General features: G+C 72.4%; 23 protein-coding genes, 7 tRNA genes and 1 pseudogene. 11 read left to right on the forward strand and 20 right to left on the reverse strand.

Annotated elements, in window-relative coordinates; all coding sequences use genetic code 11:
• Nucleotides 1-10: 10 nt before the first annotated feature.
• Together IE275_RS12245 and IE275_RS12250 are read right to left on the reverse strand one after the other, a co-directional pair.
• A complete protein-coding gene (locus IE275_RS12245; RefSeq protein WP_189710813.1) occupies nucleotides 11-1,246 on the reverse strand; it encodes a hypothetical protein in 1,236 nt (411 codons plus the stop codon).
• Entirely contained in the window at nucleotides 1,243-1,809 is a 567-nt protein-coding gene (locus IE275_RS12250) for a DUF4365 domain-containing protein (protein WP_189710814.1), read from the reverse strand. Before IE275_RS12250 ends, IE275_RS12245 begins: the two co-directional genes overlap by 4 nt.
• Nucleotides 1,810-2,011: 202 nt before the next feature.
• Here IE275_RS12250 and IE275_RS12255 point away from each other — a divergent pair, with 202 nt between their 5' ends.
• Nucleotides 2,012-2,737: an exonuclease domain-containing protein gene (locus IE275_RS12255; protein WP_189710816.1), complete on the forward strand. Its 726-nt coding sequence runs from the start codon at nucleotides 2,012-2,014 to the stop codon at nucleotides 2,735-2,737.
• 136 nt (nucleotides 2,738-2,873) lie between these two features.
• On the opposite strand, the gene IE275_RS12260 is transcribed toward IE275_RS12255, so the two are convergent.
• Nucleotides 2,874-2,945, reverse strand: a tRNA-Val gene (locus tag IE275_RS12260).
• 39 nt (nucleotides 2,946-2,984) lie between these two features.
• On the reverse strand, nucleotides 2,985-3,431 hold the full coding sequence (locus IE275_RS12265) for an SRPBCC family protein (protein WP_189710818.1): 447 nt from the start codon (nucleotides 3,429-3,431) through the stop codon (nucleotides 2,985-2,987).
• 102 nt (nucleotides 3,432-3,533) lie between these two features.
• Here IE275_RS12265 and IE275_RS12270 point away from each other — a divergent pair, with 102 nt between their 5' ends.
• Complete coding sequence (locus IE275_RS12270; protein WP_189710820.1) at nucleotides 3,534-5,879, forward strand: SCO7613 C-terminal domain-containing membrane protein; 2,346 nt, start codon at nucleotides 3,534-3,536, stop codon at nucleotides 5,877-5,879.
• A 7-nt stretch (nucleotides 5,880-5,886) separates the two neighbouring features.
• Here IE275_RS12270 and IE275_RS12275 read toward each other — a convergent pair whose 3' ends face one another.
• From IE275_RS12275 to IE275_RS12305, 7 genes are all read right to left on the reverse strand, one after another.
• A complete protein-coding gene (locus tag IE275_RS12275) occupies nucleotides 5,887-8,622 on the reverse strand; it encodes an exo-rhamnogalacturonan lyase family protein (RefSeq protein WP_189710822.1) in 2,736 nt (911 codons plus the stop codon).
• Nucleotides 8,623-8,849: 227 nt separating this feature from the next.
• Nucleotides 8,850-9,449 (reverse strand): hypothetical protein, encoded by a 600-nt coding sequence (locus IE275_RS12280; protein ID WP_189710824.1) that lies wholly within the window; start codon nucleotides 9,447-9,449, stop codon nucleotides 8,850-8,852.
• Between the two features lie 10 nt (nucleotides 9,450-9,459).
• Entirely contained in the window at nucleotides 9,460-10,335 is an 876-nt protein-coding gene (locus IE275_RS12285; RefSeq protein WP_189710826.1) for a carbohydrate ABC transporter permease, read from the reverse strand.
• On the reverse strand, nucleotides 10,332-11,288 hold the full coding sequence (locus tag IE275_RS12290; protein ID WP_189710828.1) for a carbohydrate ABC transporter permease: 957 nt from the start codon (nucleotides 11,286-11,288) through the stop codon (nucleotides 10,332-10,334). The genes IE275_RS12285 and IE275_RS12290 overlap by 4 nt, the downstream gene beginning before the upstream one ends.
• A 14-nt stretch (nucleotides 11,289-11,302) precedes the next feature.
• Nucleotides 11,303-12,592, reverse strand: a complete 1,290-nt coding sequence (locus tag IE275_RS12295; protein WP_189710830.1) for an ABC transporter substrate-binding protein — start codon at nucleotides 12,590-12,592, stop codon at nucleotides 11,303-11,305.
• A gap of 1,233 nt (nucleotides 12,593-13,825) precedes the next feature.
• Nucleotides 13,826-13,897, reverse strand: a tRNA-Val gene (locus IE275_RS12300).
• A 78-nt stretch (nucleotides 13,898-13,975) separates the two neighbouring features.
• The gene (locus IE275_RS12305; RefSeq protein WP_189710833.1) at nucleotides 13,976-14,437 is read right to left on the reverse strand and encodes a TIGR02611 family protein; all 462 of its coding nucleotides are present in this window, start codon (nucleotides 14,435-14,437) and stop codon (nucleotides 13,976-13,978) included.
• 191 nt (nucleotides 14,438-14,628) lie between these two features.
• Between IE275_RS12305 and IE275_RS12310 the strand changes: the two genes are divergently transcribed.
• Nucleotides 14,629-15,042, forward strand: a complete 414-nt coding sequence (locus IE275_RS12310) for an SsgA family sporulation/cell division regulator (protein WP_004002642.1) — start codon at nucleotides 14,629-14,631, stop codon at nucleotides 15,040-15,042.
• A 484-nt stretch (nucleotides 15,043-15,526) separates the two neighbouring features.
• On the forward strand, nucleotides 15,527-16,087 hold the full coding sequence (locus IE275_RS12315) for a CGNR zinc finger domain-containing protein (RefSeq protein ID WP_189710835.1): 561 nt from the start codon (nucleotides 15,527-15,529) through the stop codon (nucleotides 16,085-16,087).
• A 144-nt stretch (nucleotides 16,088-16,231) separates the two neighbouring features.
• On the opposite strand, the gene IE275_RS12320 is transcribed toward IE275_RS12315, so the two are convergent.
• Nucleotides 16,232-16,384: a hypothetical protein gene (locus IE275_RS12320; RefSeq protein WP_170068264.1), complete on the reverse strand. Its 153-nt coding sequence runs from the start codon at nucleotides 16,382-16,384 to the stop codon at nucleotides 16,232-16,234.
• Nucleotides 16,385-16,578: 194 nt separating this feature from the next.
• Nucleotides 16,579-17,025 (reverse strand): hypothetical protein, encoded by a 447-nt coding sequence (locus IE275_RS12325; RefSeq protein WP_189710837.1) that lies wholly within the window; start codon nucleotides 17,023-17,025, stop codon nucleotides 16,579-16,581.
• A gap of 298 nt (nucleotides 17,026-17,323) precedes the next feature.
• Between IE275_RS12325 and IE275_RS12330 the strand changes: the two genes are divergently transcribed.
• Complete coding sequence (locus IE275_RS12330) at nucleotides 17,324-17,872, forward strand: DsbA family protein (RefSeq protein WP_189710839.1); 549 nt, start codon at nucleotides 17,324-17,326, stop codon at nucleotides 17,870-17,872.
• A gap of 92 nt (nucleotides 17,873-17,964) precedes the next feature.
• On the opposite strand, the gene IE275_RS12335 is transcribed toward IE275_RS12330, so the two are convergent.
• The 3 genes from IE275_RS12335 to IE275_RS12345 form a co-directional block, all read right to left on the reverse strand.
• Nucleotides 17,965-18,789: a GNAT family N-acetyltransferase gene (locus tag IE275_RS12335; RefSeq protein WP_189710841.1), complete on the reverse strand. Its 825-nt coding sequence runs from the start codon at nucleotides 18,787-18,789 to the stop codon at nucleotides 17,965-17,967.
• Between the two features lie 75 nt (nucleotides 18,790-18,864).
• A complete protein-coding gene (locus tag IE275_RS12340) occupies nucleotides 18,865-19,686 on the reverse strand; it encodes an aminotransferase class IV (protein WP_189710843.1) in 822 nt (273 codons plus the stop codon).
• An 11-nt stretch (nucleotides 19,687-19,697) separates the two neighbouring features.
• On the reverse strand, nucleotides 19,698-20,840 hold the full coding sequence (locus IE275_RS12345; RefSeq protein WP_189710845.1) for a chorismate-binding protein: 1,143 nt from the start codon (nucleotides 20,838-20,840) through the stop codon (nucleotides 19,698-19,700).
• A 200-nt stretch (nucleotides 20,841-21,040) separates the two neighbouring features.
• Here IE275_RS12345 and IE275_RS12350 point away from each other — a divergent pair.
• From IE275_RS12350 to IE275_RS12370, 5 genes are all read left to right on the forward strand, one after another.
• Nucleotides 21,041-21,113: transfer RNA gene (locus IE275_RS12350), tRNA-Gly, on the forward strand.
• Nucleotides 21,114-21,152: 39 nt separating this feature from the next.
• Nucleotides 21,153-21,226, forward strand: a tRNA-Cys gene (locus IE275_RS12355).
• A gap of 1 nt (nucleotide 21,227) precedes the next feature.
• Nucleotides 21,228-21,299 (forward strand) — tRNA-Val (locus IE275_RS12360).
• A gap of 24 nt (nucleotides 21,300-21,323) precedes the next feature.
• Nucleotides 21,324-21,395: transfer RNA gene (locus IE275_RS12365), tRNA-Val, on the forward strand.
• 34 nt (nucleotides 21,396-21,429) lie between these two features.
• A tRNA-Val gene (locus tag IE275_RS12370) sits at nucleotides 21,430-21,501 on the forward strand.
• A gap of 74 nt (nucleotides 21,502-21,575) precedes the next feature.
• On the opposite strand, the gene IE275_RS12375 is transcribed toward IE275_RS12370, so the two are convergent.
• The 4 genes and pseudogenes from IE275_RS12375 to IE275_RS45885 all read right to left on the reverse strand — a co-directional run bounded on the left by IE275_RS12375 (nucleotide 21,576) and on the right by IE275_RS45885 (nucleotide 23,885).
• Nucleotides 21,576-21,881: a TFIIB-type zinc ribbon-containing protein gene (locus IE275_RS12375; protein WP_189710848.1), complete on the reverse strand. Its 306-nt coding sequence runs from the start codon at nucleotides 21,879-21,881 to the stop codon at nucleotides 21,576-21,578.
• Nucleotides 21,882-21,962: 81 nt separating this feature from the next.
• Nucleotides 21,963-22,916 carry a phosphotransferase family protein gene (locus IE275_RS12380; protein WP_189710849.1) on the reverse strand — a complete coding sequence of 318 codons (954 nt, stop codon included), beginning with the start codon at nucleotides 22,914-22,916 and terminating at the stop codon, nucleotides 21,963-21,965.
• A 280-nt stretch (nucleotides 22,917-23,196) separates the two neighbouring features.
• On the reverse strand, nucleotides 23,197-23,394 hold the full coding sequence (locus tag IE275_RS12385) for a hypothetical protein (RefSeq protein ID WP_189710851.1): 198 nt from the start codon (nucleotides 23,392-23,394) through the stop codon (nucleotides 23,197-23,199).
• Nucleotides 23,395-23,590: 196 nt separating this feature from the next.
• Nucleotides 23,591-23,885 (reverse strand): annotated as a pseudogene (locus IE275_RS45885) (DUF8836 family protein).
• A 187-nt stretch (nucleotides 23,886-24,072) separates the two neighbouring features.
• Here IE275_RS45885 and IE275_RS12390 point away from each other — a divergent pair.
• A complete protein-coding gene (locus tag IE275_RS12390; RefSeq protein WP_189711116.1) occupies nucleotides 24,073-25,503 on the forward strand; it encodes a serine/threonine-protein kinase in 1,431 nt (476 codons plus the stop codon).
• Nucleotides 25,504-25,678 lie beyond the last annotated feature (175 nt).

Consider the following 25,678-nt stretch of genomic DNA (forward strand, 5'->3'; position numbering starts at 1 on the left):
GACCGCGAAATCAGTCCCCGCGCTCCTCCCCGCCGCAGGCCTCCTCGAAGACGGCCGTGATCTCTGCGGTCTCCTGCAACGACTTCATCAGCCGGTCCCGCTCCGCCTCGTCCACCTGGACGGGAGCGACCGCGCAGGCCCCGCCGAGCCTGCGGAAGCCGCCCCGGCTCTCCAGCCGTCCCTGGACCCGCACCGGCAGCCCGACGAGGTGGGCCTGTCCGGCGATGCGGTAGTCCTCCTCGTCGAGGGTGACCCGGACGTACGGGATGTCGGCGCCGGCCAGCACCCGCAGCCGTACGCTGCCCTCTCCGCGGGGTCCGGGCCGGCGCAGCCGGACCACCGCGCCGGTGATCCGCACGGACACGGAGGGTTCCTCGCGCAGATAGCGGGCGCCGGCCTCGCGCAGCGCGGGCAGATCGCCGGGGGAGAACTCGATGGGCTCGGTGTCCGCCGCGCAGTCGGCGGGGACCCCGGCCGCGGGGGCCCACTCGACGGCAATCCGGGCGCCCTCGGTGCCCCGGACGAGGGCGATGAGCGCCTCGGTCAGCTCCCGGCTGGCACCGGCCTCCACGGCGCCGTCGAAGGCGTCCATGCCGCCGGTGGCCCGCTGGTAGTCGATGGCCTCGCGGACCGCGTAGAGGGCCTGGTGGAGCCGTACGGCGAGCGGGCGGCCGGGGTCGGTGGACACGAAGGCGGTGAGGCGGCGGCCGTCGGACGCGGGGCCGACGAGGACGTGGTCGAGGAGCGCGGTCGCCGCGCGGCGGTGCCGGGCGCCGTAGTAGCCGGCCCGCGCGCGGGTGGCGAGGGCACCGGCGAGGAGCATCTGGCGGGCGGCGCCGCGCAGCTGTTCCTCGACGGTCCAGGGCGCGGCCCCGGCGGGCCCGTCCGGCACGTCCCGCCACCAGCGGATCTCGTCACTGGGCACGGCGAGTCCGACCAGCACCTCGCGTGCGGAGGGCGCGCCGCTGCGGGCCAGGGCCTGGAGGGCCTCGCCGAGCAGGTCGTCGCTGTCGGGGAAGGCCCGGCTCTCCGGCACGAGCAGGCTGGTGCCGGCGGCGGCAGGTCCGGGCGGGGTCCAGCGGCCGTACCGTCCGGCGGCGCCGCCGCGCCGCTGCCAGCCGTGCCGGCGCAGCAGGGCGCCGAGCACGGCGGGGTCGACCTTGCCGGGCTCGGGGGGACGGTTCCAGTGGGATTCGGGGTGCGGCCGTACCGGCCGTACGGACTCGTCGAGGGGGCGGTGGGTCATGGTCTGCCTCCCGTCCCGACCCGCGTCATGATCTCGCACAGCGCCCGGTCGTCGAAGATGCGTGAGGTCGGTATCCGCACGGTGGTCCGGGTCCGGCCGGTGACGGGGTGGCCGGCGAGATTGACCCAGTAGCAGCAGTGCCGCAGGTCGAGGCGGTCGTGCCCGGCCCGCAGCCACTGGTCCTGCGACCGGGGGACGATCATCACCACCAGGATCTTGTGCACCGAGACCGGGGTGCGGGCGAGCTTGCGCAGGTGGTCGTTGTCGAGGGTGAAGGAGAAGAACCGGCCCGGCGGGCTGGGCGCGACCTGGTAGGTCGCCTTGAGCTGCACCTTGATGGTGACCTCGTCGTCCACGGTGTGCCCGGGGGCGCTGTGGCTGACGTGCCAGTCGATGCCGTTGTCCGGGAACGGCTGGGACAACGAGCAGCCCGCCGCCGCCGCGACCGCGTGCAAGTAGCCCACCTGCAAGGTCTCCATGCAGGCGGTGGTGGCGAGTGTGCCGCGATGGGGGCCCGTGTGTTCGGGCAGCAGCCCGCCCCGCTCGGGCTGCGCTATCGCCATGACGAACAGCCTTCCCAGCCAGAAGAGATGCCCGGAACCGGGCCGGGTGAATACTGAGTGAATCCCGCCGCGGGCCGCTGAACTGCAAAGACCCGTACTCCTGTTGTGTCCTTCCGGCGTACGGCGCAAACAGCCCGGGTATCACCAAACAGGCAGAAGACGGTGCGTCAGCTGCCGTGGGTGAACGAGGGGTTGTGTTGGTATGTCGTACTGGTACGAGGGCCCTCTGGCCGCCTTCGACACGGAGACGACGGGCATCGACGTGGAGTCCGACCGCATAGTGTCGGCCGCGCTCGTCGTCCAGGACGCCCCGGGCGTCCGGCCCAGGGTGAGCCGCTGGCTGGTGAACCCGGGCGTGCCGGTGCCCGCCGAGGCGACGGCGGTGCACGGGCTGACGGAGGAGCATCTTCAGCGCAACGGCCGCTGGCCGTCGCCGGTGATGTTCGAGATAGCCGAGCTGCTGGCCGAACAGGCGGCGGCGGGACGGCCGTTGGTGGTGATGAACGCGCCGTTCGACCTGACGCTGCTCGACCGGGAGCTGCGTCGGCACCGGGCCTCGTCGCTGGACCACTGGCTGGAGCCGGCCCCGCTGCGGGTGCTGGATCCGCGGGTCCTGGACAAGCACCTGGACCGCTACCGCAAGGGCCGCCGTACGCTCACCGACCTGTGTGCGCACTACGAGGTGTCCCTGTCCGACGCGCACGACGCGGCGGCGGACGCGCTGGCGGCGCTGGAGGTCGTGCGCGCGGTGGGCCGGCGCTTCGCGGCCCGTCTGGAGCGCCTGTCCCCCGCCGATCTGCACGCCCTCCAGACGGCGTGGCACGCGGCGCAGGCCCGGGGTCTCCAGGCGTGGTTCGCGCGCAGCGGCAATCCGGAGACGGTGGACATCTCGTGGCCGCTGCGCCCGGAGCTGCCGGCCGCGGCCTGACCGGAGCGGCGCTAGGACGTGCGGAGACGTGCCGAGGCGTACGGAGACGCACGGAGGACGCACGGAGGACGCACGGACATGTGCCGGTGGAACGCAGAAGAACCGGCCCGCGTGACGCGGACCGGTTCTCTCCCGGTGGGCGATACTGGGTTCGAACCAGTGACCTCTTCGGTGTGAACGAAGCGCTCTCCCACTGAGCTAATCGCCCGGGAACGCACTGAACAATACAGGTCCCCGGACGCTTCCTTCAAACCGCTTGCAGGTAGCCGGCCAGTCCGCGCCGTCCGGCGCGCATCATCAGCCGGTGGTTCGCGCGGAACACCGGCCGCCCGGCCACGGCGAACCGCCTGAGCAGCGGCTTGTTCACGTCGACGACCTGCTCGTAGCGGGCGAGCGTGCCGGGGCCGCCGGCGGTGAGCGTCCAGCGGGCCCAGCCGTCGATGTCGCCGGACATCCGGATCTCCAGCACGCCGGCCACCGGATCGCGCCGCACCTCGTGCGCGGTGAACGTCATGTCGTAGGGCAGGAGGGAGCGGATGCGGATGACGCCGGTCGTGTCGTCGATCCGTTTCACCTCCCGCACCTGGCGCCACCAGCGCGGATAGTCCTCGGCCCGCTCCAGGGCCGTGTACACGGCGGCGGGCGGCGCGGGCAGGGCCCACAGGCTGAGGAAGCGGTAATGGGTCCAGTCCATGGGCCGAGTGTGCCCGTACGGAGGCCCGCCGAGCGGCATTTGAGTACGCCCCTGAGTACCCGTACCCATGGCATTCGGCGTGACGCGGACCACACTCCAGGCATGACGCACTTTCCGCCCCCGGCCGAGGAGCTCCGGCTCCTCGACGCCGAGCTGCGCCGACTGGACGCCCGCCGGGGCCAGTTGCTGGCCCGCCGCGCCTGGCTGGTCACCACGCTCCACCCGGTACGGCCGTCGGCCGCGACCGCTCCGCCGCCGCCCGTACCGCCCCGGCCCGAGGCGACCGCCCCCGGCGTGCAGAACGTCCTGCTGCTCCTCGGCGGCATCCTGCTCACGGTCGCGGCGATGGTGTTCACCCTGGTCAGCTGGGGTCAGCTGGGTATCGCGGGCCGTTCCCTGGTGCTGGGCGCGGTCACCCTGGCCGTGCTCGGCGCCCCCGCGGTGCTGCTGCGGCGGACGCTGCGCTCGACCGCCGAGACCGTCGCGGGCCTCGGCCTCGCACTGACCGTGCTGGACACGTTCGCGCTGCACGAGGTGGCGTTCCGCACGGCGGACGGCACGACGTACGCGGCGGTCTGCGCGACCCTGCTGGCGGCACTCTGGACGGGCTACGGCACGGCGCTCGGCGCCCTGCGGCTGCCGCTCCCGGCCGCCCTGCTGGTCGCCCAACTCCCTTTGCCTCTCTGGGTGGTGGCGGCCGGTGGAGAGCTGTACGCGGCCGCTGTCGCCGTGCTGCTGACGGCCGCGTTCGACGTGGCGGTCGCGCTGCGGGTGTCCGGGCGGGCCGTCCGGCTCGTCGCCGTGGTGTGCGCGTTCGGCGCGGGCGGCTGGGGTGTCCTGGCGGCCGGTGTGCTCGCCCTGGACGCCTCCGGCCCGGGTGCCGCCGCCCGTGCGGCGGGGCTCTTCGCCCTCGCGGCGGCGATCGCCGTGGCCGCCGCCCGGTATGCCCCGCGCCCCGGGCTCGCCCTGGGCACGGCGGCGGCGGGCGGCCTCCTCCTGGTCGCCGGCGCCGCGGGCGTCCTGCGGGTGACGGTGCCCGGTGACTGGCTCGTGCCGGCGTGTCTGGCGTGCGGGATCGCGCTGCTCGCCGTGGCGCGCGGCCCGGAGCCGGTGCGCCGGGGCCTGACCGCGGCCTCCGCCGCCGTACAGGCGGGCGCGGTGCTGTGGACGCTGCCCGTCGTGGGCGTCACCCTGCTCGGGCCCGCGGCCTGGCTGGGCCGGGTGTGGACGGGAGCCCCGGCCGACGCCCGCGCCGCCGCGACGCCCGACGCCTTCTGGCCGCCGTACGCGGTCACCGCTCCCCTGGTGCTCGTGGCGGTCGCCGCCGTCCTGGCGGTCCGGGCCGGCGCGTGGCGGCGGCACGCGCTCCCCCTGGTGTGGGCCGCGGCGGTCGTGCTGCCGGCCGCGCTGGAACTGCCGTACGCGGTCGGCCTGCCGGTGCACGGGCTGGCCGTGCTGGGGCTGCTGGCGACCCTGACGCGGCCGGCCCTCGGACCGTCCGTGACCCGGACGGCCCTCGGGTCGGCCCTGGCGACCTCCCTGAGTGTCGCCCTCGCCTCCCTGGCCGCCGAGCCCGCGACCCTCACCGTCCTCGCCTCGCTCACCGCGCTGTTCGCGGCGGCGGCACTGCGCGGGTGCCACGCCCCGGTGACGGCGGCCGCCTCCGTCGGGTACGCCACGGCCCTGGCCTGTGCCGTGGGCGCCTCGGCCGGCTGGCGGCCGGAGCACATCGCGCTGCTGGTCCTGGTGGTCCCGGCGGCCGCGGCCCTGGTGGCGCCCCGGATCACCGGCCCCCGCGCCACGCTCGCGGTGGAGACGGCGGGAGCCGTCGCCGGCCTCGTCGCCGTCGCTCTGGCGGTCTTCGACCCGCCGCTGCTGGCGCTGGTGCTGTCCCTGTGCGGGGTGATCGCGGCGGCCACGGCCGTACGACCGGACCGCCGCGCCGTCGGGTACGCGGCCGCCGCCCTCTTCGTCCTGGCCGCCTGGGTACGGCTCGCGGCCTGGCGGGTGGGCCTCCCGGAGGCGTACACGCTGCCGGTCACCGTCCCGGCGCTGCTCGTCGGGGCCCTGCGCCGGCACCGCGACCCGCGGACGTCGTCCTGGACGGCGTACGGCCCCGGGCTCGCCGCCACGCTGCTGCCGAGCCTGGCGGCCGCCCAGTACGACCCGGAGTTCACCCGGCCCCTGCTGCTGGGCGCGGGGGCGCTGCTGGTCACCCTGCTGGGCGCCCGGCACCGGCTCCGGGCGCCGCTGGTGCTGGGCGGCTCGGTGCTGGTCCTGGACGCGCTGCACGCCCTCGCCCCGTATCTCGCCCAGGTGGCCGAGCTGCTGCCCCGCTGGGTACCGCCCGCCCTCGCCGGACTGCTGCTGCTCGCACTCGGGGCGACGTACGAGCAGCGGCTGCGGGACGTCCGGAAGGTGCGGGAGGTCCTGGGGCGGATGAACTGACCTTCGGTTACGGCATCTTGTCGCCGAGCAGCGCCAGGTTCTCGATGGCGGCGAGGCCGTACAGCGCGGTGTCGTTGGTGGACACCCAGGCGGCCTCGCTGCCCGGCACCAGGGTGGCGGGGCCGCTCAGTTGCTCCGTCTTCCAGGGCGAGGACTCGGTGTAGCCGTCGGAGCCGTAGAACTTCGTCCACGCCCGCTTGGCGAGCGCCTGGTCGCCGGTCTGTACGGCGGCGTAGGCGTCGAGGCGGGAGTGGCCCTGGAAGAGCAGCAGGGTGCCGAAGTTGCTGCCGTAGCGGGCCGCCTGCTCGGCCTTGGTGGCGTTGAAGTAGCGGCAGTAGTCGTAGTACGCCTCGTTGAACGCCGGTATGTCGACCAGGTGGATGAGTTCGGCGCACAGTTCGTTGAGGCCGAACACGGCGGACAGGTGCGAGACGCCGACGACCGGGGTGGCGGCGACGGCGAACTTCCCGGTGTCGAGGTCGTACAGGCCACTGCCCTGGACGAAGCCGTTGGGCTGGGCGGCGATGGTCTCCATGGTGGACAGGACGCGCGCCCTGGCCTTCTCCCACTTGGGGCCCTTGCGCTCCCACTCGGTGAGCCAGGCCGAGACCAGACCGCTCCAGTCGGTGCCGAAGCCGATCGACAGGGCGTGCCGGTCGGGGGTGTACGGCTCGGTGCGGATCTTCCGCAGCGGGTCCAGGGCGAGGAACGTCTCGTCGGAGTCGACGTTGGCGTGCATGAGGTCGCCGACGCGTTCGTCGGCGGTGAGGAAGTAGTAGTAGCGGCGGTAGGTCGTGTTGGCGATGCGCTGCTGCTTGGCACTGTCCGCGTAGTGCTGGACGCCGTGCCGGGTGCCCAGGCCCGCCCACTGGCCGAGGTGGTAGACATCCACCTCCCCGGTGTGCCGGGTCATCGCCTCGGCGAAGCGGAAGATGTCGGCGCGGCCGCTGCGCAGGTACGCGAACCAGAGCCAGAGGTCCGGGGACAGCTCGGAGTTGTCCCAGGCGTAGCCGCCGATGTCGTACCGCCACTGGTGCCGGACGGTGTCGTAGGTGTGCATGATGTCGCCGTAGTCCCAGAAGCCGTACCAGCGGCGCTGCTCCACCTGGTCCTTGTAGTAGGTGAAGAGGAAGTCGAGGTGGTCCTCGATCTTCGCCTTGGCGGGGGTGGAGCGGTCCGGCTCGGAGTACAGGCCGGGGCCGAAGACCTTCGCCTTGATGAGCTGCTTCGGCGGGGCGGCGAGCTGCGGCAGCACCCGGACGGCCTCGACCTGCTCGGCGAGCTTCTCGGGGGCGGGCGTCGACTCGTTGGCCCAGAAGAGGAGTTCGGAGGTCCGGGCGATGCCGTAGGGGGTGCCGAAGCCGGGCTCGTAGTCCTCGTAGGTGATGTTGAGGCCTTCGAGCTGCTCGGGGAAGGTGTCCTGGCCCATGCCGTCGTGGTAGAAGCGCAGGTCCATGGGCTGCGCCTCGGGCGACCAGAGCCAGAGGGTGACCTCGGCGGCATCGGTGTGGGCGTCCCGGATGTCGAGCTGGGCGGGGTGCTTCTCCCAGAAGTCGCGCAGGCCGAAGGAGAAGCCGCCGCTCGCCCCGCCGACGTACCCGAAGCCGGACGCGCGCTTGCCGCCGCCGGCGCCGACCCAGCCGTAGCCCTTCTTGGTGCGCTTGCGCAGGGTGAAGCCGTCGGCGGAGAGCTGGGAGAGGGTGTAGTCGCCCCACTCGGGGATGTACTGGAGGCGGGTGGTGACCCGCTGGTCCCAGGTGGACGGGTCGGGCAGCTTCTGGCCCGCGTACTGGGCGGCCTGGACGGCCGCGCCCGGGTCGCGGCGCAGTCCGGTGATGCCCTTGACGGCCTCGCGCAGCAGACCGGTTCCCTCGCCGCCGATGCGGATGTGCCGGTCGTAGGACTCGTCGCGCATCGGGACGGTGAAGCGCACGCCGAGGCCGCGAATGAAGTCGCCGCTCGCCCTGCCGGGCTCCTGGGTTCCGTCGTAGGTGATCGTGTGGACCATGCGGAAGGAGTCGGCGCCCGCGTAGAAGTAGAGGCGCAGGGAGAAGGGGAGCCAGCTGCGGCTGCCCTTGCGGTGCTTGCCGTCGATCCGGACGACCGCGCGGACGGGGCCTTCCTGTTCCACGGTCACCTCGCCGATGGCGCCCTCGAAGCGCTCGGTCTTGACGGTTCCCTGGTCCTCGTCCTCGATCTCGGGCTGGCGGATCAGGACCAGCCGGCCGTTCTTGGCGATCTCCGTCGAGCCGCGCCTGACCGACTTGATGAGCGAGGCGCCGTCCTTGCCGATCTTCACCGTGATCACGCCGGTGGAGACGTCGACCGTGCCGCCGCTCCTGTCGACGGTGACCTTCTCGGCGGGGGCCGCGGGGGTTCCGGCGGAGAGGGTGAGCTTCCCGGATCCCTGGCCGACCGCGTGGGCCGTCCACTTCAGCGATCCGTCCGGCCAGTAGCCGATCGGCCAGGACTGCACCGGGACGTCCTTGCCGTCGGCGTCCGTCAGCGCGAAGGTCTGGTCCTCCTGGAAGGTGCCCATCGGCCAGGGCACCCCGAGGGTGGAGCCGGGGGCGGCGCCGAGACCGCCGTCCTCCAGCCAGTCGAGGGTCACCGGATCGGCGTCCGCCGCCGCGGCTCTCGGCGCGGCTTCGGCGCCCTTCGCCCCCAGCGCCCAGCTGAACTGGGCGGCGGCGCCGGCGACGGCCGCCGCCTTGAGAAGGGACCTACGGGGGATGGGAGACATGAGAGGCAGCCTTCCTTTCCGTGCGGATGCAGGGATGGTCAGGAGCGGGGGTGGTCAGGGGCCTGGGTGGTCAAGGGCCTGGATGGCCAGGAGCCTGGAAGGTCAGGGGCCGTGGGTGGTCAGGGGCCGTGGGTGGCCAGGGGCGGGTGGTCAGGGGCGGATGGTCAGGGGCATGACAGATGGAGGCGCGGCGCCCGGGGGCGCCGGCCCGATACGAAGGCCGGCCGTCAGCGGTGCCGGTACCGCCGCTCGACGGCGACGGCCGCCCCCGCGACGGCCCCGAGAACGGGGACCGCCAACGGCGCGACGAACCAAGCGGACAGGGAGACGACGGCCAGCCCGCACACGACCAGGAAGGACCCGGCGGGATCGAGCACGGTCCGCCGCCCGGCGTCCGCGAGCAGCGCCCGCCAGGCGCGGCCAGGACTCCAGTCGGCCGCCGCCCGCAGCAGGGCCACGGCGAGCCCGATCAGCGCGAGGACACCGACGGCCCCGACGAACGGCCCACCGGGAAGCCCCGCCCGCGCGGCCAGGACGTCCACCCGGACAGCGGCGGCCACCGCCCACCCGGCGAGCCCGACGACCCACCCGCCGCGCACGGCCGCCCTGAAGTCCTCGACGAACTCCCGCAGGCCACCGTCCTCATGGGTGGTACGACGGCGCAGATGCCGTGCGCCGGCGGCGAAGGCCGCGGGGTAGGTGACGACCCCGAGACAGGCCACGGCGATCCACACCCCGGTGAGCAGACATTCGGCGAAGAGCGCGAACCGCTCACCGAACACGGACTCCCTGCGCGCGGAGCGGGCCTTCACGCGTGCTTGCGCCATGGTGACCTCCTCAGCCCTTCAGACCGGAGGTCGCCATGCCGTCGATGAGATAGCGCTGGAAGGCCATGAAGAAGGCGATGACCGGCACCAGCGCCACCAGCGACATCGCGATCATGCTGCCGTAGTTGGAGATGCCCTCCTGGTCGCGGAACATCATCAGGCCGAGCGACACGGTGTACTTGGACGGGGTGTTGAGGTAGATCAACGGCCCCATGAAGTCGTTCCACGCGTTGATGAACGTGAAGATGGCGCTGGTGATGATGGCGGGGCGGCTCAGCGGCAGCACGATGGACCAGTAGGTCCGCAGGTGCCCGCAGCCGTCGAGCTTGGCTGCCTCGTCCAGCTCGCGCGGCAGCCCGCGCATGAACTGCACCATCAGGAAGACGAAGAACGCCTCCGTGGCCAGGAACTTGCCCGCGACGAGCGGCACGAGCGTATCGATGTAACCGAGGTTGCGGAACAGCACGTACTGCGGGATGAGCAGCACGTGGTACGGCAGCAGCAGGGTGCCGATCATCAGCGTGAACAGCAGGTTCCGCCCGGCGAACCGGATCTTGGCGAAGGCGTACGCCGTCAGCGAGCTGGAGAGCACCACCCCGACCACGGCCAGGCCGGCGTACATCAGCGAGTTGCTGAAGAAGCTGGTGATGGAGATGCCGGAGATACCGTCGGCGAGCCCGGAGAAGTTCGCCCAGACCGGCTCGGTGGGCAGCAGGTCGAGACTGGCGATGATGTCTTTGCTCGGCTTGAACGAGGCGCCGAGCACCCAGATCACCGGGTAGAGGACGACCGCGAGCACAAGGATCGCGCCCACGTGCCAGACGAGGGATCCGATGCGCCGCCGCTCGTTCGCGGGGCGCACGGCGGGGCTGGTGGCACTGGTCACTTGGCGGCCTCCTCGTAGTGCACCCACTTCTTCTGCGACCAGAACAGGACCGCCGTGACGAGCGCGACCGCTACGACCAGCGTCCAGGCCATCGCGGAGGCGAAGCCCATCTGGGCCTCCTTGAAGCCCTTCTGGTACAGGTAACAGGTGTAGACGAGGGTGGCGTCGGCCGGTCCGCACCGGGTGTCGGAGACCACGTACGCGGAGCCGAACACCTGGAACGCGTGGATGGACTCCAGCAGCACGTTGAAGAAGAGCACCGGGGAGATCATCGGCAGTGTGACGTTCCAGAACCGGCGGAAGGGGCCGGCCCCGTCCATCTCGGCGGCCTCGTACAGCTCCTGCGGCACCTGCTTGAGCCCCGCCAGGAAGATGACCATCGGCGCACCGAACTGCCAGATGCTCAGCGCCACCAGGGCGTACAGGACATAGTCCGGGTTGCCGATCCAGCCGCCGACGTCCAGCCCGAAGATCTTCTGCGTACGGTCCACGACGGCGTCGTCGGAGAACAGCGCCCGCCACACGAAGCCCACGGAGACGCTGGCGCCGATGAGCGACGGCATGTAGAACGCGGCCCGGTACAGGGCCTGTCCGCGCCGCTTCTGCGCGAGCAGCAGCGCCACGCCGAGCGCGAGGAGCAGCTTCAGCGGGGTCGCCACGACGACGTACTTCAGCGTGACCTGCACCGACTTCTGCCAGCGCGGGTCCTGGAACATCGTCGTGAAGTTGTCGAGCCCCACCCACTGGGGCGGCGTGAACAGGTTGTAGCTGGTGAACGCGTAGTAGAGCGACGCGATCATCGGCCCCGCCGTGAGCAGCAGGAAACCCGCGATCCACGGCGACATGAAGAGATAGCCGGCGAGGTTCTCGCGGCGCCGCCCGCGCCGCCCGGCGGCAGGAGCGGCGGACCGCTTCTTCGCCGGGCGCACGGGCGCTTCCTTGACGAGCGTCATGGTGGTACGTCCCCTCAGCCCGCGAACGCGGCCTTGGCCTCGCTGAACAGCGCCTTCGCGGCGTCGGCCGGCTTGGTCGTGCCCTGGGCGACCTCACCGCCGATCCGCAGGAAGGCCGCCTCGATGACGTCCGCGCCGGACGGGTGCGGGGTGATCTTCCCGAGAGCGCCGGCCTCGGCGACCTCGTCCTCGTACGCCGCGACGCCCTTGTTGTTGTCGTCGGCCGGCTTGAAGGCGTCGTACTGCTCGGTGGTGGAGAGGATGCCGCGGTCGTAGCCCATGATCTTGCCGACCTCGGGGTCGTGGACCATGAAGTCGATGAACTGGGCGACTTCCTTGGGGTGCTTGGTCCCGGAGAAGGCGCTCAGCATCAGCGAACCGAGGTACTGGCCGGTGTCCTTGCCGTCCGTGGTGGGGATCGGCGCGAGCCCGTAGTCCGACTCGCCCTCGCCCTCGTAGCGGATGGAGAAGTTGTCCCAGGTGAACTCGGACGCGGCCAGGCCCGCCGAGAGGCCGGACTTCGGCTTGACCTGCTCGATCTTCTTCGGGTCGGCGACCAGCCCGGACTTCACGCGCTTGTAGCCGTCCTCCCACCACTGCGTCACATCGTCCTCGGTGAAGCCGAGATCGCTGTCGGTGAAGAACGCCTTGCCGTTCTGGCGCAGATACAGGTCGTAGAGGTACATGATGCTGAAGTAGCCGGTGTCGCCGGCGATCTTCAGCTTGTCCTGGATCGTCTGGAGCGCGGCGAAGTACTCGTCCCAGGTCCAGCCGAACTTCGCCTCCACGCCTGCCTTCTGAAAGGCCTTGAGGTCGATGACGAGCGCCATGGTGTTGGCGCCGACGGGTATGCCGATCTGCTTGCCGTCGACCTGACCGTTCGCCAGCACGCCGTTGCGGAAGTTCTCCAGGCTCAGGTTCCCGGCGTCCGCCTGCGACTTGAGATCCATCAGAACTCCGCGCTTGTCGTACTTGCGCAGAAAGCCGACCGCATTCTGGAAAACGTCCGGCGGATTCCCGCCGGAGGCCTGGGTCTGGAACTTCTCCCAGAACGCCTCGTAGTCGGTGAATTCGGGCTTGATCTTGATCTTCGGGTACTTCTTCTCGAAGAGCGCGATCGTCTTCTTGATGGCGATGGTGCGCGGCTCGCCACCCCACCATGCGTAACGGATCGTGACCGTCCCGTCCGCCGACGTTCCGCTGTCTCCCCCGCACCCCGTGGTCGCGGCCAGGCCCAGCGTGGCCGCCGTCGCCCCCGCGGCCTTCAGGATCGTTCGCCTCTCAACATTCCTGCTCGTTCCCACAGTCGGGCCCTCCCCGCAGCGTCATTGCTGGTTGCATGAATCGTTTCAAGAAAGCGCTTGCTGGCACAAGGTACGAGGGGGTTGGGGGAGCGTCAATGATTCGGACAGGAATTTCTTGCGGGGCGGGTCGGGGGGACGGTGGGCGGGGGGAGGTGATCTGACGGGACGAAAGGTGTGAAGTCGCTGGTGGGGGCGGTGCGTTCGGGGGGGGCGGACGGGGGGAGGGGTGGATGGAGGGGTGGGGAGGGGGGTGGGAATCTGGCTGGGTGGAGGGGGAATTCGGCTGGGGGGAAGGTGCGGAGGGAGGTGGTGGGGGCGGGGGTTGGGGGGTGGGGGTGGCGGGAGTTGCGGGGTTGGGGCTTGGTTTGCGCGTCGAGAGGTGGGCAGGGGTGGGGGCTTCGCGCGGCCGTCATGGGGTGGGCGGGTGGATCGCAAGCGGGTGGGGAGGGCTTGGCTGCGAGGGCGCGGGTGGAGGGGTGGGGTGGGGTGGGGTGGAGGGGCGTGGGATGGAGCGGGGTGCGCTGGGCGGAACGCTTGGCGGCTCGGGGCGCCCCGGGGGCGGGGCTGGGCAGGACGGGCCGGGCTGCGACACCGAGAGCGACCAGCTCGGGGCGAGGGCAGCACCGAGGGCGACCAGCTCGGGGCGAGGGCAGCACCGAGGGCGACCGGCTCGGGGCGACGGCAGCACCGCGGGCGACCGGCTCGGGGCGACGGCAGCACCGCGGGCGACCGGCTCGGGGCGACGGCAGCACCGCGGGCGACCGGCTCGGGGCGAGGTGCGAGGTGCGAGGTGCGACACCGAGAGCGACCGAGGTGAGGGCAGCACCGACCGCGGGCGATCGGCTCGGTGCGCGGAGCGACACCGAGAGCGACCGAGGCGGGGCCGGGCCAGCCCGGGCATGGCTGCGGCGCCGAGGCGACCGGGGGCGAGGCCGAGGTGCCGAGGGCGACCGGCACGGGGGCGAGGCGGCAGCGCCGAGGACGACCAGGAGCGACGGTGTCAGTGCCGGCGTCCGGTCGGCGCCAAGCTGGACAGGACCACAGGACCGGCACAGGAACAGCCGCCGGCACCGGCACCGGCACAAGCACCGCAATCTGCGCCGCCACCGACACGAACGCCAACGCAAGCGTCACCAGCGATACGAGCGGCGGCAGCAGCGGCAGCGGCAGCGTCGGCCGCGCAAAACGACGATGGCCCGTCTGCACTGTCGCAGACGGGCCATCATCCCGGGGTGGGCGATACTGGGTTCGAACCAGTGACCTCTTCGGTGTGAACGAAGCGCTCTCCCACTGAGCTAATCGCCCGGGCGCACGGAGAACATTACCCCATGTCAGGGGGTGCCTGTGACCACCGCCGGACGGCCCCCGCGCCCCCGCCGTGGATCACTGGTCCTTGATCTTCCAGGGCATCTCCAGGCCGAACTTCCACAGGTAGACACCCAGCAGCGCGCCGATGATCACGAGACCGATCGCGGTCAGGATGATGTTGCGCCAGCGGACCTTGGGGTCGAGGGCCCGCTGGGCCGCCTCGGTGACCTTGCGCTTGGTCCAGCGCAGCACGAGCTGGGCCCAGACGAACTCGGTCGCCCAGATCGCCATGCCACCGAAGATCACGACCCAGCCGGGTCCCGGCAGCGGCAGCATGATGATCCCGGCGCCGACGACGGCGAGACCGATCACGAAGACGCCGACCTGCCAGCTCAGGTGCAGCATGCGGCGCGCCTTGATGAACTCCGGCGCCTTGGAGCCGAGACCTTGCTCGGACTGATCCTCCGCCGATCCGCCCATGTTCGTCCTGTCCGCCGCCATGGCAACCTCGCCAGGCTCGTCACTCCCCGTATTCATACACCCAGACCCTACCCGAGAGATTCCGGTCACCGGAATGGTGGTACTTCGCGAACGCACCCTCGGCCGGAAGAGTTACGTAAAGGCACGCAAAACACTCAGAGGGGTTTACAACGGCACCGTAGGTGGCATGTCGATTTCGCCGACGTGCGAATCCCCGAGCGCACACTGAGCGAAAGGCCCTGGCGCTTATGAACACCACGGTCAGCTGCGAGCTGCACCTGCGCCTCGTTGTGTCGAGCGAGTCCTCCCTGCCTGTCCCCGCAGGCCTGCGGTACGACACGGCCGACCCCTACGCCGTGCACGCCACCTTCCACACCGGAGCCGAGGAAACCGTCGAGTGGGTGTTCGCCCGTGACCTCCTCGCGGAGGGCCTGCACCGGCCCACGGGAACCGGCGACGTCCGCGTCTGGCCGTCGCGCAGCCACGGTCAGGGGGTCGTCTGCATCGCCCTGAGTTCTCCCGAGGGCGAGGCACTGCTCGAGGCCCCGGCGCGGGCCCTGGAGTCCTTCCTGAAGCGGACGGACGCTGCCGTGCCTCCCGGCACGGAACACCGACACTTCGATCTCGATCAAGAGCTCTCGCACATCCTGGCGGAAAGCTAGAGCGAGGCTCACCACGAGTCGCCCGGCGCCGTCCACTCGGGGAGACGGCTCGGGTCTGGACAACTGCATACGGTATGCGCCGACGCCGCACCACGGACTCCCGTGGGGCGGCGTCGGCGTGCGTGGGCCCGACCCGTGGCCCGCGACTCGTGGACCACGACCCGTGCAGCGCAGGCCGTGGAGCGCGGCCCGTGCAGCGCAGGCCAGGAGCCCAAAAACAGGGGGTTCGTCCCGCCCTGGGAGTCCGTCGGTGTGCGGTGATGTTGGTTGAAGGGCGATCGCGGGCGGGTCGGTTGGCTCGGTGCGCAGGTCGGGGTCGGCTTGGCATGCTGGAGTTACGGGGTCTCCCCCGGCGGCCGGCCACGAGGGCGGCGGCGCCGTGCGGGCCCCGGACACGACTGCCCCGTGGCTTATGCCTTCGGGGCGGCTACCATCGGCCAGCATCGGCGGGCGCCCGCCCGACCCCCAGGCCAGGGAGCGAAACGTGCTGATCACCCACGACACCCGGTGTGCGCTCGATGCCGTGGTGGATCTGGTGAACACCGCCCCGGAGGGCGAGGCGACCCCGGACACGCTGCCGGACGTCCCCGCCCTCGCGGAGTTCGTCCACAGGCACGACATCAGTGACGTCGGCGTGCTCTCCGAGTTCGACCTGTCCGCGGTGCGCAAGATCCGGGGGCGGTTCGCCGGGATCTTCGCGGCGTCGGACCCCCGGATCGCCGCCGGGCTGATCAACGAGCTGGTCGCCGCCGCGGGCACCACCCCCCGGCTCACCGATCACGACGGCTACGACTGGCATGTGCACTACTTCGCGCCCGGCGCCTCCGTCGCGGACCACCTGGCGGCCGACTGCGGGATGGCGCTGGCCTTCTTCGTGGTGGCCGGCGAGCAGGAGCGACTGCGGCGCTGCGAGGCCCCGGACTGCCGGCGGGCCTTCGTCGACCTCTCCCGCAACCGGTCGCGCCGGTACTGCGACAGCCGCACCTGCGGCAACCGCCTCCACGTGGCCGCCTATCGGGCGCGCCGCAAGGAGGCCGCGGGCTGAGGCTCACCTCTCGCCTTCGTCGCCGTCCCCCGCCACCCCCCTCCCCCTCCCTCCCCTCCCCCGTCCTTCGCTTTTCTCGTTCGTCCTTCGTTTCTCGATGCCGACGCGGCCCCGGCGGGTGACGCCGGGGACCGCGGGTACGGCTCAGAGCAGCAGCAGATCGTGCAGCGCAGCCATGAGCAGCAGACACCCGATCACCGCAAGGAAGATCATCAGCGGTGGCTGGGAAAGGGCGAAGAGGCATCCACGCGGCTCGTCCTGCGGCGGCGCGGTATCGCTCTGTGTCGTGTCCAGCATCTCGCGGGCGATGATGACGCAGGCCAGGCACTCCGCGCGATCAACACGCCCGGAATGAGCGGGAGTTCGCTGAATTCCGTGATGTCGGTTTCAGGCTGTGATCACTTCCGCGCGCCCAGGGGCCGACTGTGTCGTTTCAACCGGCGGGCCGCCGAGATCCCTCACCCACAGTCACGTCCCGGCGTCGCCGGGCTTCATATGCCGTGCTTCTTGAGGATGGCCTCGATGTCGCTGAAGTCGTCGGCGCCGCCCTGGGCGCGGGGCGCGGCGGCGGGACGGGCCGCCGGGCGGGAGCCCTGGCTCAGGGAGGGTGCCGAGGCGGTCGGGGCCACGGCGCCGGTTCGCTCGGCGCGGGCCGCCGCCTTGCGGTCCTTGCGGGTGTCGCCGCGGCGGCGCTCCACGGCGCGTGTGGTCGCGAAGAGGGCCCAGGCAGCGCCGAGCACGCCGAAGCCGGCCCACGCGGTGGGGCTGAAGGCCGTGTCGGCGAGCCATTCGACGACCCCGGTCATCACCAGGCCGAGGGGTACCAGGGAGTACGCCGTGAGCCGGGCGGCTGCGAGGTAACGCTTGCGGTAGGCCGTGACCGCCGCGATGCCCAGGCCGGCCACGGCGGCGGCGGAACAGACGGTCTCGGCAATCATCCGGTCCTCCTGGCGGGCACGTGCGGGCGGTGACAAGGTGGCTCGGCGCTCCGGCGGACGGGCGCTGTGTCTCTTCCATCCTGCACCTCCACCCCGCTCTCGGGCCATGCTCCGGCCGGACATCAGGGACATCTCCGGGTCGGCTCCTCCGCAGGTGCCGGTCTCCGTGGGCCGGCGCGGCCGGGGTCGGGGTCGCCTCGGGGTCCGGGCCGGCGCCCGGTGGACGCGGGTGCGGGCCGGGCCGGGGCCGGTGCGGTCCGGATTGGGACGGGTGCGGGCGGGCTGGGAGACTGGGGGCATGAGTGAGTCCTCCCCGGTGTCCGCCGCCGCGTCCGATCCGGCATCCGCCCAGTCCGCCGTCGTCCTGGACGTCTGGTGCGAGCTGCAGTGCCCGGACTGCCGCCATGCCCTCGACGATCTGCGCGCCCTGCGCGAGCGCTACGGCGACCGGCTCGAGCTGCGGCTGCGGCACTTCCCGCTGGAGAAGCACAAGCACTCCTTCGCGGCCGCCCAGGCCGCCGAGGAGGCTCTGGAGCAGGGTGGGGGATGGCCGTACGTCGAGGCCGTGCTGGGCCGGGTCGAGGAGCTGGACCGTAGGGGCGAACCCTTCCTGGTCGAGGTCGCAGGGGAACTCGGGCTCGACGCGGAGGAGTTCGACACCGCGCTGATCGACGGCCGGCACATCCTGATCGTGGACGCCGACCAGGCCGAGGGCAAGGCGATCGGGGTCACCGGCACACCGACGTACGTCATCGGCGGCGAGCGCCTCGACGGCGGCAAGAGCCAGGAGGGGCTGCGCGAGCGCGTCGAGGAGATCGCCGACCGGCTGCTGGCCGAGCAGGGCTGAGCCGAGCCGAACCGGCCAAAGTCAGGCTGAGCCGAGCCGGGCAGAGCCAGGCGGAGCCCAGCCGAACCGGGCAGAGCCTGACCGAGCCGGGTTCAGAGCAGGTTCTTGTACATCGTGTAGCCCACCGGCACGTACCCCAGGGCGTCGTAGAGCCGCTCGGCCGGGGTGTTGTCCGCGAAGACGTTCAGGCCGATCGCCCGCGCGCCGGCGGCCACGGCCTGGGCCTCGGCCAGCAGCATGAGGGAGCGGCCGTGGCCCCGGCCCCGGTGGGTGGCGTCGGTCTCCACGTCGTAGACGTAGGCCCGGTCCCCGTCGATGCCCAGCCAGAGCGTGCCGACCTGGGTTCCCTCGTGTTCCAGGGTGCTGATCAGCATGTTCTCGGTGGCGAGGCCGTGCGGCAGGATCCCTTCGGTGTCCTGTTCGGCCTTGACGCGGGCCTCGGCCTCGGCGACACCGCGGGCGATCCAGCTCTGGGCGTACTCTTTGATGCCGTGCTGCCGCCACGGCCCGTACTCGGCCTCGGTCATGGGTCTGGCCCGGCTGCCCGGGGGCAGTGCGGGCGCCACCGGGCCCAGGGGCTTCTCCATGCCGCGGTTGCGGTGGAGGTAGCCGAGAGCCGTGGCGAGGCGCAGGGCGTGGGCCGCGTCGGCGGGCACCCGGATCTCGATCCTGCGGCAGCCCCAGCCCCGCGCCACCTCCTCGGCGGCGAGCGCGGCGACCGCGCCCCGGCCCCGGCCCCGGTCCGGTTCCTCGATGCGCAGGTCGCCGATCCGGGCGACGGAGGGCCCGAAGTCGGGGTGGGTGGAGAGGTGTATCGCCCCGACGGGACGGCTGTTCACGCACACCTGGTAGTGGCGCGACAGCGCCCCGCCGGCGGCACGCTGAAGCGGCTCGGTGGGCCGCAGGGTCGTGGTCATCAGGGGGTTTCTACCCGCCGTGGGCACCGAAGTCAGCCCGATTTTCCACGTCCCTGCTCCCCAGGGCCCGGCGGCCTACGGGTCGAGGTCGTCGCCGGCGCGTTCGTCGAAGATCCGCATCGCCTTGGCGGTGACCGGGCCCGGGGTGCCGGGCAGTTCGCGGGCGTCGACGCGGTGGACGGCCTGGACGTCCCGCAGGGTGGAGGTGAGGAAGACCTCGTCGGCCCGCTCCAGCACGTCCAGCGGCAGGTCGGTCTCCTTGGCGCCGGTCCACTCGACGGTCAGCTCGCGGGTGATGCCCGCGAGGCAGCCGGAGGCGATCGGCGGGGTGTGGATCTCGCCGTCCAGGACGACGAAGACGTTCGACCCGGTGCCCTCGCAGAGCCGCCCGGTCGTGTTGGCGAACAGCGCCTCCGTGGCGCCGTGTTGGTGGGCGCGGGCCAGGGCGACGACGTTCTCGGCGTACGAGGTGGTCTTCAGGCCGGTGAGGGCGCCGCGTTCGTTGCGGGTCCAGGGGACCGTGACGACGGCGGTGGAGTCGGGGCGGCGGGTGGTCTCGCCGAGGGCGACGACGAGGGTCGGTCCCTGGTCGCCGCGGTCGGAGCCGAGGGGGCCGTGGCCGCCGGTGTAGGTGATGCGCAGCCGGCCGAGCGGGACCGGATGGGCCTCGACGACGGCGGCGCAGGCGCGGCGGACCTCGTCGAGATCGGGCTCGGGCAGGCCGAGGCCGCGCGCGGAGCGGGCCAGCCGGGCGAGGTGGCGGGTGAGCGCGAACGTCCTGCCGTCCACGGCCTTCACCGTCTCGAAGACGCCGTCGCCCACGGTCAGTCCGTGGTCGAAGACGGAGACGCGGGCGGACTCGATGTCCTGAAGTCCTCCGTCGAGCCAAAGCTTCACTGGTCTCTCCCTCACCTGTCCGTACCGGGGGCCGCAGGTCGGCCGGGGGTGCGGCCCGTACCGGAGGCGTTCCCGGACACGGCGTCCCCCGGGCCGGCACCGCACCCGAGGGGCTGTTCACTCACCTCGTACGTCCCCGACGCTATCGCGAGCAGCCGGGAGGCCTTCAGCTCGGTCTCCGCCCACTCCGCCTCGGGGTCGGAGCCCCAGGTGATGCCGGCGCCGGTGCCGAAGCGGAGGAGGGCCGTGCCCCCGGGGGCGCGGTCGATCCAGAAGGTGCGGATGCCGACGGCCAGCTCGCCCGTGCCCCGGTCGGCGTCGACCCAGCCGATGCCGCCGCAGTACGGGCCGCGGGGCGCGGTCTCCAGGGCGTCGATGATCCTGAGGGCGCTGGACTTGGGGGCGCCGGTGACCGAGCCGGGCGGGAAGGCCGCGTCGAGCAACACGGGCCAGCCGGCGTCGTCGCGCAGTTCGCCGCGCACGGTCGAGACGAGGTGGACCAGGCCCGGGTGCTTCTCGACGGCGCACAGGTCGGGGACGGTGACGCTGCCGGTGGCGCAGACGCGCCCGATGTCGTTGCGGACCAGGTCCACGATCATCACGTTCTCGGCGTAGTCCTTGTCGAGGAGGTCCGCCTCGGTGCGCCCGGTCCCCTTGATCGGCCCGGATTCGACGACCCGCCCGGCCCGGCGCAGGAACAGCTCGGGGGACGCGGTGGCGATCTCGACGCCGTGCCCGGGGAGGCGGATCGTTCCTGCGTACGGTGCGGGGTTGCCGCGTGTGAGCAGGGCGGTCAGGGCGTCCACGTCGGCGTCGGCGTCGACGGGCGCGGTGAGGACGCGGCAGAGGTTGGCCTGGTAGACCTCGCCTGCGGCGATGTGCTCGCGGATCCGGCGCACGCCGGCCGTGTACGCGGCACGGTCGAGGGACGACGTCCAGTCACCGGCGGCGGGCCCCCGCCATGCGCCCGGCACGGGCGCGGGCACCGGCTCCTCGCGGACGTCGGCGAAGCGGGCGCAGACCAGAGCGCCCTCGAAGTCGGCGGCGACGGCCCAGAAACCGGTGGACTCCAGGGCCGCGGGATCACTGGTGACGTCGAGGAGACCGGTGGCCGCGCGGCTGCCGAAACGGGCGAGAGGAGGGAGGTCGAGCACGGTGTCGAGTCTATGGCGGGTGTCGGCGGGGCGGCCCGGGCGTGTCCTTCGTGGGGCCCTGAGCAGGTCCGCAGTGGCCGCGTGACGGCCGGGGGCGGGGGCGCAGGGCAGCACGCTGCACAAACGCGTTTTTGTGCTGGCCCAGGTATCCGCTAGAGTTCAACACGTCGCCGGGACGCGAGAGCGCACCGAAACGACATGCGGACGTAGCTCAGTTGGTAGAGCGCAACCTTGCCAAGGTTGAGGTCGCGAGTTCGAGCCTCGTCGTCCGCTCGAAGGAACAAGGGGATCTTCCCGAACCCCTGCACTCCTGGTGGAGTGGCCGAGAGGCGAGGCAACGGCCTGCAAAGCCGTCTACACGGGTTCAAATCCCGTCTCCACCTCCAAGGACGATTAGCTCAGCGGGAGAGCGCTTCCCTGACACGGAAGAGGTCACTGGTTCAATCCCAGTATCGTCCACTGAAGCCCGACGGCTTCGAACCCGCGCGATTAGCTCAGCGGGAGAGCGCTTCCCTGACACGGAAGAGGTCACTGGTTCAATCCCAGTATCGCGCACGCAGTGCCCATGGCCCTCGGGCCGTGGTCCCGAGGACGATTAGCTCAGCGGGAGAGCGCTTCCCTGACACGGAAGAGGTCACTGGTTCAATCCCAGTATCGTCCACACACCGGAGCCCCCGGCCGTCTCGTACGGCCGGGGGCTTCGTCGTGGTTCCGTCAGCCGGGGTTCGGTTCCGGTCAGCTGGAGAACAGCATGCGGCCGAAGCTCTTCTGGCGGTGGTGGCCGCCGTAGTGCTGCCCACCGTGGTGACCGCCGTGCGGGGCGCCCCAGGCGGGTGCGGCGGGGGCCGCGGGTGCGGCGGGGTACGCCTGCGGGGCGGGCGGTGCCGGGGGTGCGGGCTGGGACCACTGGGACTCCAGGCGGGTCAGCGCCTCCAGCTCGCCGTAGTCGAGGAAGATCCCACGGCAGTTGCTGCACTGTTCTATCTGGACGCCGTTGCGGTTGTACGTGTGCATCTGAGCGTGACACTTCGGGCACTGCATGGTTCGGCTCAACTCCTCGCCGGTCGGTCCTGTTTCGCGTACCGCCAGGACAGACTCTGTCCGGCCGCGGTCGGTTGCACCCTACGTCGTGGAGGTTCGTGCCAACTGCGGGGGGACCGAACCCATTCGGGCACAGGCGTCCACCAGGGCCTGCTCGACCTCGTCGAGGGGGCGGTCCTCGGCGAGGGCCTTGGCCGTGGCCCGGGCGGCGCTCTGGACGGTGAGGGCGCGGGCGGGGACGTCGAGGGCGGGCCAGGGGTCGCCGTCCGGGGGGACCGCCGGGCCGGCGGCGGCACGGTAGGCGTCGAGGAAGCGGGTCCACTCGTCGGGCGGGAGCAGGCCGCAGGCGTACCAGGCGGCGGGGCGGGCGAGGTCCCAGGCCGGGACACCGACGCCGAGGTCGTCGACGTCTATGAGACGCCAGGGGCCGTGGGGGGCGGGGTGGCGGACGAGCTGGCCGAGGTGGAGGTCGCCGTGGCACAGGGTGGTGGTGTCGGGCATCGGGGCCTCGGCACGGGCCCAGGCCGGGAGGGTGCGCCAGGCGCCGAGGACGGCAGGGGTGGCGGGGTGGTGCGGGGCGGTCGCCCGGAGGCGGGCCACGGCCAGGGCGGCCTTGGCGGGACCGCGCATCGGGGGCAGGGCCGGCGGAACCGGGGTGGTGCGGTGGAGGAGGGCGAGGAGCGTGGCGGCCTCCTCCCAGGGAGCCGCGTCCGGCCTCTCCGGGTCCACCGGGGTGCCGTACGGCCAGCAGGTGACCAGGCGGCCGTGCAGGGGTGTCGGTGTCGGACCGAGCGGCGGAAGGAGGACCTCGGGGAGGCGGGTGGCGGCGGTGAGCCGCAGGGTGAGGTCGTCCAGGGCCGTGTCCGGGGCGTGGGCCTTCGCGACGGTGTCCGCGTGGCGTACGACGGTGGCGTCGGCGCGGTCGGCGAGGGTGGCGGCGCCGCAGGAGCAGGGGGTGGGGCCGGGTGTTCCGCCGGTGTGGGCCTGGGCGCGGGCTCGGGCGGTGAGTCCGGCGAGCAGGGGGGTGGCGGTCACGGGGCTCCCTGGGCGGTGCGGGTGGTCTCCGGGTGAGGGTACGTAGGCCGGGCCGCCTCGGTCATGTGGTGCCCGGGGCCCCGGAGTGCCCGGGGTGGGGTGGCGGGCTGTGCGCGGGCCCGTGGGGGAGATCGGCGGCCGACTGTTTTCGGGCAGAGCAATGCCGGCGCAGCTCCCCAGCTGCGCCGGCATTTTTGCCGTCCGCCGCACCCCCGTCCCCACGGGGTTTCATGGGTGGATGTCCCCGCCCGGACCGCTCTTCCGGGCCTGGGGTCGCCGCTCAGCGCCCCAGCATCTCGCCCACGGACGACGCCTGTATGGCCACTGTCTCCCAGCCGTCGAAGACGACGAGGAGCAGGACCGCCAGGGGAAGGGCCATGATCGTCGCCACCAGGGGGTGGCGGCGGCCCGTGCGGCGGGGGCGGAGTGCTCTGCTCTCCTGGGTGCGGACGACCGTCCGCGGTGCCGTGTGGGCCATGGTCCCTCTCCTGACCGTTCAGTTGTCGTTGGCAGCGGCGGGTACCTGACCTCGGGGGACGAGTGCTGCACCCGCCGCTTGACCTCAAATCTAGGCGCGTGGCGGGCGCCGGGCGTCATGCCCTCGTACCGATTGCCGGGCCTCCCGGAGGATGAGCCATGACCTGCGGTGTACTCCCCTGGGTGGAGACGGGGTCCTAGGTCTCGGGGTCATCCCGGAAGGGGTGCCCGGTGCGGGCCGGTTTTTCCGAACCGTCCACGCGCGGGACCGGATGTGCGACCGGGGCGAGCACCCGGTTCGCCGTGAAGCGTGCGGTGCCCGGACCACGGCGCGCGGGGGACCTCCAGCGTGACTTCACTCACTTCCACCCCACCCCGGCGGACCGCCGTCTCCGCTCTGCGGCCCGCTCTGCCTGCCACCAGCTCGTATGTCCGTGTCGTGTCGCCGGCGTCCACGCCCCTCTCCACCCGGTCACCCTTCGCCGCTTCAATCCCCCTTCCGTGACAGGTGGTTGAGGTCACGGTGTCCCGAAAGTGCGCCTGTTCTCAGGCCCTCTGACCACTCTTCACTTCTCCCGCCCGGCGCTGACAATCGATCGGGACGAGAGGGCGCGGCCTCTGCGCGCGAACGGCCGCGGAAACGTAAGCTGTGGCACGTCACACGGACCGGGCAGCGGGGATGAACATGGCGATGATGCGCCTGAGGCGCGAGGACCCGCGCGTCGTCGGCTCGTTCAGGCTTCACCGGCGGCTCGGCGCGGGCGGAATGGGCGTCGTCTACCTGGGCTCCGACAAGAAGGGGCAGCGGGTCGCGCTGAAGGTGATCCGGCCCGATCTGGCGGAGGACCAGGAGTTCCGGTCGCGGTTCGCGCGCGAGGTGTCGGCCGCCCGGCGGATCCGCGGCGGGTGCACGGCGCGCCTGGTGGCGGCCGACCTGGACGCCGACCGGCCGTGGTTCGCCACCCAGTACGTTCCCGGGCCCTCCCTGCACGACAAGGTCAACGACGAGGGGCCGCTCGGTGCCGCCGAGCTGGCCGCGATCGGGGCCGCGCTGTCGGAGGGGCTCGTCGCCGTCCATGAGGCCGGGGTCGTGCACCGGGACCTGAAGCCGTCCAACATCCTGCTGTCCCCGAAAGGGCCGCGGATCATCGACTTCGGCATCGCCTGGGCGACCGGTGCCTCGACGCTGACGCACGTGGGTACCGCGGTCGGCTCCCCCGGGTTCCTCGCGCCGGAGCAGGTACGGGGTGCTCTGGTCACCCCGGCCACGGACGTGTTCTCGCTCGGCGCCACTCTGGCGTACGCCTCGACGGCCGACTCGCCCTTCGGGCACGGCAGTTCCGAGGTGATGCTGTACCGGGTGGTGCACGAGGAGCCCCATCTGCACGGCGTCCCCGACGCGCTCGCCCCGCTGATCCGGGCGTGCCTGGCCAAGGATCCCGAGGAGCGCCCGAGCACCCTCGATCTCTCGCTGCGGCTGAAGGAGATCGCCGCCCGCGAGGCCCAGGGGATGGCCGACGCGCGGCCGCCGGTGCCGCGGGCGAGCGAGGCGGACCGGCCCACCGGGCGACTCGCCGATTCCAGCTACCCGGAGCGCACGCTGCGCCAGCCGGGCGGGCCGGGCACTCCCCCGCCCCGCAGCGGCGTCCCGTCCTCGCGTGGCCCGGCTCCCTCGCGGGGCGGGGTTCCCTCCCGGGGCGGCAGCGTCTCGCGAGGTGGCGGTGGCAATCCGTCGTCCCGGGGCGGCGGCAATCCGTCCTCTCGGGGTGGCAGCGGCAATCCGTCCTCGCGGTCCGGGAGCCGGCCGACCCCCGCCGGCCGCAACACCCGTCCGGGCGGTGGCGGCCGTCCCGCGCCGCGCAGCGGGGCCGGGCGGCAGGGGCCGCGGACCACGGGCACCGGGCGGCGGCCCGCCAACCCGCGGCTGCTGCGGCAGCGGCTGTTCGTCTTCGTCGTCGTGACCCTGCTCGTGGCGCTCGGCATCGCCGTCGTCCAGGGCTGCCAGGGCCCGGCCCGGGGGCTCGGCGGCGACAACGACGTCGTACGGGAGCAGCACCGGCAGACGCAGGAGCATCTGCGGCCGGAGGCGGTCGGCCCGCTGGGCGACTAGGGCCCGTCCGGCGCGGCCGGGCTGGGCGTGCCGAGCCTGACAGCCAGGGCTTGCCCGGCGTTCGCCGGAGACGGTCAGCCTGCCCGGCGACCAAAGCCTCTCCGGCGTCGGCCTGGGCGGTCGGCCCACCTGGCCACCAGAGCCTGCCCGGCTTCGGCCGAGGCGGTCGGCCCCC

It is taken from the genome of Streptomyces phaeofaciens, assembly GCF_014648915.1.
GTDB classification, from domain to species: domain Bacteria; phylum Actinomycetota; class Actinomycetes; order Streptomycetales; family Streptomycetaceae; genus Streptomyces; species Streptomyces phaeofaciens.